Annotated in this window: 6 protein-coding genes and 1 pseudogene; 6 read left to right on the forward strand and 1 reads right to left on the reverse strand. The window is 42.7% G+C overall.

The annotated features are described in order from the left end of the window. Positions 1-21: 21 nt before the first annotated feature. Positions 22-213 (reverse strand): annotated as a pseudogene (locus FC98_RS13135) (hypothetical protein); the annotation flags it as partial. 462 nt (positions 214-675) lie between these two features. Between FC98_RS13135 and arcA the strand changes: the two are divergent. The 6 genes from arcA (at position 676) to FC98_RS13170 (ending at position 7862) form a co-directional block, all read left to right on the forward strand. Then, positions 676-1911: an arginine deiminase gene (gene arcA / locus FC98_RS13145; RefSeq protein WP_054656120.1), complete on the forward strand. Its 1236-nt coding sequence runs from the start codon at positions 676-678 to the stop codon at positions 1909-1911. 356 nt (positions 1912-2267) lie between these two features. Then, positions 2268-3299: an ornithine carbamoyltransferase gene (gene argF / locus FC98_RS13150; protein WP_056949713.1), complete on the forward strand. Its 1032-nt coding sequence runs from the start codon at positions 2268-2270 to the stop codon at positions 3297-3299. 278 nt (positions 3300-3577) lie between these two features. After that, positions 3578-4531: a carbamate kinase gene (arcC, locus tag FC98_RS13155; protein ID WP_054656122.1), complete on the forward strand. Its 954-nt coding sequence runs from the start codon at positions 3578-3580 to the stop codon at positions 4529-4531. Between the two features lie 126 nt (positions 4532-4657). Next, positions 4658-5359, forward strand: a complete 702-nt coding sequence (locus tag FC98_RS13160; protein ID WP_054656124.1) for a Crp/Fnr family transcriptional regulator — start codon at positions 4658-4660, stop codon at positions 5357-5359. A 15-nt stretch (positions 5360-5374) separates the two neighbouring features. Next, the gene (gene arcD / locus FC98_RS13165) at positions 5375-6802 is read left to right on the forward strand and encodes an arginine-ornithine antiporter (protein WP_056949714.1); all 1428 of its coding nucleotides are present in this window, start codon (positions 5375-5377) and stop codon (positions 6800-6802) included. 403 nt (positions 6803-7205) lie between these two features. Beyond that, complete coding sequence (locus FC98_RS13170; protein ID WP_054656222.1) at positions 7206-7862, forward strand: HAD hydrolase-like protein; 657 nt, start codon at positions 7206-7208, stop codon at positions 7860-7862. Positions 7863-7963: the final 101 nt, after the last annotated feature.

Raw genomic sequence — 7963 nt, forward strand, 5'->3', positions numbered from 1 at the left:
AAATCATAGATCTTGGACAGCTTCTAAGATCCGCTGAAATTGCGCCAGAATTGGAAAATGTTGGGCAATCCCGTCAACGTTCCAGATCAATGTTCTGCCGGCAAGCCAGGGGATGCTGTAAGTTAATAAGCAAATTGAAACAAATGCAATCGTATAAATCAAAAAAATTGGCAGCTTAAATGTCCGTTTTCTCAAATGAGTACTCGTTTGCATGAAAATGCCTCCCAAATCATTATCTTTATTGTCGGTGTTTACCAGCAATCTGACAAGCCATGGATTAAAATTTTAAGTTTTATCTTACGTAACTTTGTCACAACAAGTGTGAATTATTTGTTGGTAGGTGATGAATATTTTGTGAATGGTAAACATATTTATACCGAACAAATTAGAGAGAATCCTTAATTTGCGGGAGAAACTGATTGTTCACGGCTTTTTTATATTCTAATTCTAATTAAAACGTTATCTTCTAATCTTATTAATAGACATTGTATAAAAAACCGGTTATTCTTACTCGTGAAGGGATTATTAAATCAAAAAATTAATAATAAGTTCTCTTTGCAATTATCGGATTAATTCTGTTAAAAATCTCTCGTTTTCAATGACAGAAATTGTACGATAGCGTTTTCAAAAAAGGCTATGATAGAGTTGTACTTAAAGGAAGAGGAGGTAACAAGAATGACAAGTCCAATTCATGTAACATCTGAAATCGGTAAGCTCAAAACGGTATTACTGAAACGACCTGGTAGGGAAATTGAAAACTTCACCCCAGATATGATGCCACGCTTACTGTTCGATGACATTCCATATTTACCAATTGCACAAAAGGAACATGATTACTTTGCCGACACCCTTCGAGATAACGGGATTGAAGTCCTTTACCTTGAAAAACTGGCAGCTGAAGCATTGGATGCTGGTGGTGACAAAGTTCGTGATGACTTCTTAGAGCAAATGTTAACCGAATCCGGATACGCAACGGGCACGATTCATGATGCCTTGAAAGAATATTTAGACAGCATGAACAACCAAGACATGGTCAATAAGATCATGGAAGGGGTTCGGAAGAACGAAATTGATTTTGTGCCAACAGATTTAGTGAGTGCTGCTGAGACAGAAGACTATGAATTCTACATGGATCCAATGCCTAACCTGTACTTTACCCGTGATCCATCGGCATGTATCGGCGAAGGATTGAGCATCAACCACATGACGTTTGCTGCCCGGCAACGTGAATCTTTGTTTAATGAAATTATTATTGATCACCATCCACGGTTTGCTAACAAGGGCGTTCACGTATGGCGTGATCGAAACCACGATACTCGGATCGAAGGTGGAGACGAATTAGTCTTAAATGACCATGTGATGGCTATTGGCGTTTCCCAACGGACATCTGCTGACGCAATTCAAGATATTGCGAAGAACTTATTTAAGGATGGTCATTTTGACACAGTCATTGCGATTAAGATTCCACATAATCACGCAATGATGCATTTGGACACTGTGTTCACAATGATTAATTATGACCAATTCACGGTTCATCCAGGAATCTTAGGCGAAGGTGGCCACATTGATACTTGGACAATTACGCCAGGTAAAAATGAAGGTGAGCTTCACCTGGAGCACAGGACAGATTTGAAGGTAGTCTTAAAAGATGCATTGAAGCTCGATGATCTGGACTTGATTCCAACCGGTGGTGGCGATCCAATTATTGCCGGCCGTGAGCAATGGAATGACGGTTCAAACACATTGGCAATCGCTCCAGGAGTTGTTGTAACGTATAACAGAAACTATGTATCAAATGATTTGCTAAGAAAACATGGCTTAAAAGTTCTTGAGGTCATCTCAAGTGAGTTGTCAAGAGGCCGTGGGGGCCCACGTTGTATGAGCTGCCCGATTGTTCGGGAAGATATTTAGAGTGCAACGAGACCCGGGTGACCCCGGAACATAAGTTAAAGGTATCAATAATGAATGCTTTTTGTTCATTATTGACAGCTTTGACTTATGCAGTAGGGGTCAGGGTCGTCGGAGCACGTTTAGAGTGCGGAACCAAGCGGTTAGAAACTGGAACATAAGTCTCCTTATTCAAAAATCCTGGTTTGGGGATTTTTGAATAAGGTGCTTATGTGCAGATTGTTGCTTGTCGGAGCACATTTCCACTATAAGAATTGAGAACGGGTGCTCATGTATCAGAGAACATTCCCTCTGTCATAGGTAGCGGAAAACAAAAATCCACAGTACCCAAAAACATCATTAATCAAGGAGAATCGATTATGACAAAAGGCTTCAGACAAAACGTATTTCAAGGCCGCAGTGTATTAGCTGAAAAAGACTTTACTGCCGCAGAACTTGAATATTTAATTGATTTTGGATTACATTTGAAAGCTTTAAAAAAGGCTGGCATCCCTCATCATTACCTTGAAGGTAAGAACATTGCTTTACTGTTCGAAAAATCATCTACTCGGACCCGGTCAGCATTCACGACAGCAGCCATTGATTTAGGTGCTCATCCTGAATACTTGGGTCAAAATGACATTCAGTTAGGCAAGAAGGAATCAACATCAGATACTGCTAAAGTGCTTGGCAGCATGTTTGATGGGATTGAATTCCGTGGCTTCAAGCAAAGTGATGCCGAAATCCTTGCTCGAGACAGTGGTGTGCCAGTTTGGAACGGCTTAACTGACGAATGGCATCCAACTCAAATGTTGGCTGACTTCATGACCGTTAAGGAAAACTTCGGTAAACTACAAGGATTAACCTTAACCTTCATGGGCGATGGTCGAAACAACGTTGCCAACTCACTGTTAGTAACTGGAGCGATCTTAGGGGTGAACATCCATATTGTTTCACCTAAAGAATTGTTCCCAACTGATGAAATTCAAAACATTGCCAAAGGCTTTGCTGAAAAATCAGGTGCCAAGCTGTTGATTACCGATGACCTTGATGAAGGTATGAAGGGCTCAAATATCGTTTATACCGACGTTTGGGTATCAATGGGTGAAAGCAACTGGGAAGAACGAGTTAAGTTGTTAACACCATATCAAGTTAACATGGCAGCATTGAAGAAGACTGGCACCCCTGATGACCAATTGATTTTCATGCACTGCTTGCCTGCATTCCACAATACCGAAACCGCTTATGGTAAGGAAATTGAAGAAAAGTATGGCATCACTGAAATGGAAGTTACGGATGAAGTGTTCACCAGCAAGTATGCCCGTCAATTTGAGGAAGCTGAGAACAGAATGCACTCAATTAAGGCGATGATGGCGGCAACACTTGGAAACTTGTTTATTCCAAAGGTGTAGTGTGCGGAGCAAAGCGGTTAGAAACCGGAGCCTAAGTTTTCCCAACCAAAAATCCTGGTCTTGGATTTTTGGTTGGGAAGGCTTAGGTGCAGGTTTCTGCTTTGTGGAGCACGATTCGTCTATGTAACATAAGTGCTTATGTGCATGTTGCTTAACGGATCGATCCTCTCCAACGCAACTAACCATCAAGAAAACTAGCTTGAACAACTCTAGGGACTGGCAGCAAAACATTTGTTTTGTCCCAGTCCCTTTATTTTAAACAAAGAAGGAGAATTATTATGGGACGGAAAATAGTAGTCGCTTTGGGCGGCAATGCAATCCTATCCAAAGATGCTTCCGCCACAGCGCAACAACAAGCTTTGCGAGAAACAGCGGAGCAATTAGTTAAATTTGTTGAAAATGGCGATCAATTAATCATTTCTCATGGGAACGGTCCTCAAGTTGGAAACTTGTTGTTACAACAGGCTGGTGGTAGCACCAAGGACAATCCTGAGATGCCTCTTGATACTTGTGTGGCGATGACTCAAGGTAGTATCGGCTACTGGATGCAGAATGCCATGAATCAAGTGATCAAAGAAAGAGGCCTGAACAAAATGGTTGCCACGATTGTGACGCAAGTTGAAGTCAGTGCCGATGATCCCGCATTCAAAAATCCAACAAAACCAATTGGACCCTTTATGAACAAGGATGAGGCCGATTTGGCAAAGAAACAGAATCCTGATTTTACGTTTGTCGAAGATTCTGGCCGTGGCTATCGTCGGGTCGTACCGTCACCAAAGCCAATCGGGGTAGTTGAGACGGCCGCAGTTAATACATTAGTGGATGCCGGCATCGTGCCAATCTCAGTTGGTGGTGGTGGAATCCCTGTTGTAACTAACGGTAACCAGTTGGTCGGAAAAGAAGCAGTGATCGATAAAGACTTTGCGAGTGAAAAATTGGCCGAGTTGGTGGGTGCTGATGCCTTGATCATTTTGACTGCCGTTAACAATATTTTCGTTAACTTTAACAAGCCAAATCAGAAAAAGCTTGAGGAAGTGACGGTTTCTGAACTCGAAAAGTTTATCGATGAAAAGCAATTTGCCCCAGGTAGCATGCTGCCAAAAGTCCAAGCAGCAATGGACTTTGTCAATGCAACCGGTAATGAAGCGGTTGTGACGGCGCTAGATAACATTGAGGGCTTCATCGAAAATGGCAGCGGCACGATTATCAAGCCGGCAGCTTCAAGAGTTTAAATGTAATTCCAGATAAAATACCATTAATTTGTCGATTAATGGTCCAATTAATGTACACCCCATTTAAATGCGTTACACTTTTACTGAAGGGACAACTATGTAATCGTTTTAATGAGGAGATTAATCATGATCATGAAAGATAAGAGTGCTTATCAGCGCTATGCGGATAATTTGCGAACCCATCCCGAGTTTGGCCCGCTGGATGATGCCGATATCCAAAAGGTGATTTCGGCGATAAAAATTAAAACATATCACCGCGGTCAAATCCTGTTTGATCAGGGTGATTCACGGGATAATTTCTACTATTTGATTGACGGTGTTGTTAAATCGTTTCACTGGGACGAAGACGGCGAAGAACAATTGTATTTATACGTTCGCCAAAACAAAGCATTCCCGTATATCGGTTTATTTGATGACGCTAATTATGCTTACACGGTTGAGAGCATGACAGAAGTGAAATTAGCTGAGATCCCAATGAACTTGTATGAAGAAGTTTTACGCAGTACTCCTGAGTTAATGGTGAACGCCATTCGCGAGATGAGCCGGATTATCAATATGGCCGAAACGCAGTTGCAGAAGATGGTCACGACGAGTGCCAAATGCCGAGTTTGGAACGCAATCTGGTTTTTAGGCCAGCAGATAGGAGATGATCAAGAAGATGGTTCGATCTTGGTCCCTTACCCAATGACGTTGGGGGAGTTATCCAAGGTGAGCGGAACGACCCGCGAAACCACCAGTGCGATGGTCCAACAGCTGGTTAAGGAAAACAAGGTTCGATACAATCGAAAATATTTCAAGATTTTAGTTAGAGACGAAACATCTACCTAAAAGGAGTGAATCAATATGAAAGAGAAAGACGGTAAGTTAGGCTTAATGGAACTCATTGGCCTCGTTGTCGGATCAATCATCGGCGGTGGTGTATTCAACTTGATGCACGACATGGCCGTTGGTGCTGGTCCTGGTGCGATCATTATTGGCTGGATCATTACCGCAATTGGAATGGTCATGTTGGCGATGACCTTCCAGAACTTGAACATGAAGCGTCCGGATTTGGATGCCGGGATTTACAGCTACGCGGAAGCCGGCTTTGGTAAGTACATGGGCTTTAACTCTGCTTGGGGTTATTGGCTGTCCGCATGGCTTGGCAACGTTGGTTATGCGACCCTATTGATGAGTGCGGTCGCTTACTTCCTACCAGTATTTGGTGATGGACAAAACATTTGGTCGATCATTGCGGCATCGTTTATCTTGTGGGCCTGCCACTTTATGATCCTTCGTGGGGTTGAGTCTGCATCATTTGTCAACGTTGTGATTACTGTTGCTAAATTGATTCCAATTTTCTTATTTATCATTATCGTTTTATTCGCATTTAAGCTGAACATGTTTACAGGCAATTTCTGGTTCACCCCATCTGGTAAATTCCAGTTTGCGGATGTCATGGCGCAGGCAAAAAGCACCATGCTGGTAACCGTATGGGTATTTATCGGAATTGAAGGCGCGGTTGTCTTTTCTGGCCGGGCTCGTAAACGTTCAGATGTTGGTAAAGCAACGGTTCTTGGAATTATTACTGTTATTCTGATTTATATGTTAATTACGTTGCTGTCATTTGGTGTTATGAGCCGAGCAGGTTTGTCACACTTAACCCAACCAGCAATGGCTGACTTGTTGGAAAGCATCGTCGGTAAATGGGGCTCAGCCGTTGTTAATCTGGGGTTGATTATCTCAGTTGTCGGTGCTTGGCTGTCATGGACCATGTTTGCTGGTCAATTGCCATATGAAGCCGCCAAAGAGGGCTCCTTCCCGAAGATATTCGCCAAGGAAAACAAGAATGGGGCGCCAATTACCTCATTGACTGTCACAAATGTGTTGGTTGAATTGTTCATGTTTACGTATTTGATTACGGTGCAGGCTTATAGCTTCTTCTATTCAATCGCCAGTGCCGCAATTCTAATTCCGTACGCATTCTCAGCATTCTATCAACTGAAGTACTCGGTCCAAAGTGATCATGGCAAGGGCCGAACTGGCAACATTATTATTGGAATTATCTCAAGTATTTACGCCTGCTGGTTGTTGTTCGCGGCAGGAGCCAATTTCTTATTGCTGATGTCATTATTGTTCGCTGCAGGGATTCCAGTATTCTGGATCTTACAGAAGCGAGACAATCATGCAAAGAAAGTATTTGGCCCAATTGAAATGACGCTTGCAATCGTGATTGTGATTGCTGCCATCTATACAATTTATGGTTTGGTAGTGGGAAAGATTACATTTTAGTGAGCGACGTGCAACGGTTTGATGTGGTTGAATAAGCCCCATCTGGTTAAAGCCTGCTTTTGGCTTTAGCCAGATGGGGCATATTCATTGAGCGTCAGTTGCTAAAAAGTGAGTGGAGCAAAGCGGTTAATAACCTGCACATAAGCACCCTATTCAGAAATCCCGGGTTTGGATTTTTGAATAGGGTGCTTATGTGCAGGTTATTGCTTTGCGGAACGGTCCTCAGCTGAATGTAGAATCGGAGATTCCGGAAAAGTAAATTTGAAATCCTCAATCCAGGCTTGGATTTTTATTTGTGGTGCTTATGTTTTGGTTATTGCTTTGCGTCGCTCACTTGATTTTCTCCCCCAAACCAGTAATAATGAACGAATATTAATCATTTGAGAAAGTGGGAATCATATTCATGACAGATCTATTTTTTGATTTCGATGGGACGATTGTGGATTCTGAAATCGGCATTGTGAAATCAATCAAGTATTCCGTCAGCAAAATGGGCTTACCCGAACTTTCTGCTGACCAATACCGCAAGTTCATCGGGCCTGCATTGATCACGAGCATCAAAAAATATTATCCATACTTATCAACTGGGGATGTGACCCGGGCGCTGCAGTATTATCAAGAGTACTATCATAGCGAGGGTATCTTCCAGTTGACAATTTATCCCGGGATTTTGGCCGAACTGACAGCTCTCAACGATGCGGGCTATACGCTCCATATTGCTTCTGCTAAGCCGGAGCCGATGATCAACGAAATCTCCAAACATTTTGAGCTTGGTCAATATTTTGCAGGTGAATTTGGAGCTACTTCAGATGAACGCACCCGGGTGACCAAAACAGCTGTCTTAAAATACGCATTAGAAAAAGCGAACGCCAATCCACAACAAAGTGTCATGATTGGCGATCGCGATACCGATATGCTCGGCGGCTATCATAATCAAGTGAAAACATTAGGGGTAACTTATGGGTTCGGGGATGTCCCAGAACTCATCGGTGCCCACGCGTCAGAGATTGTTGACAAACCGGAACAAATTCAAGCTGGGGTCAGTCGATTAGTCGGCTAAGGCTTGATATACGAATAACCAGCTTCTTGAAGCTCCACCAGATCAGCGACGCCCGCGGGGACTACTTGAACTGAAGTGCCCTACAATTGTTAGACAAGTAA

The organism is Lentilactobacillus kisonensis DSM 19906 = JCM 15041, from assembly GCF_001434135.1.
In the GTDB taxonomy this organism is placed as follows: Bacteria; Bacillota; Bacilli; order Lactobacillales; family Lactobacillaceae; genus Lentilactobacillus; species Lentilactobacillus kisonensis.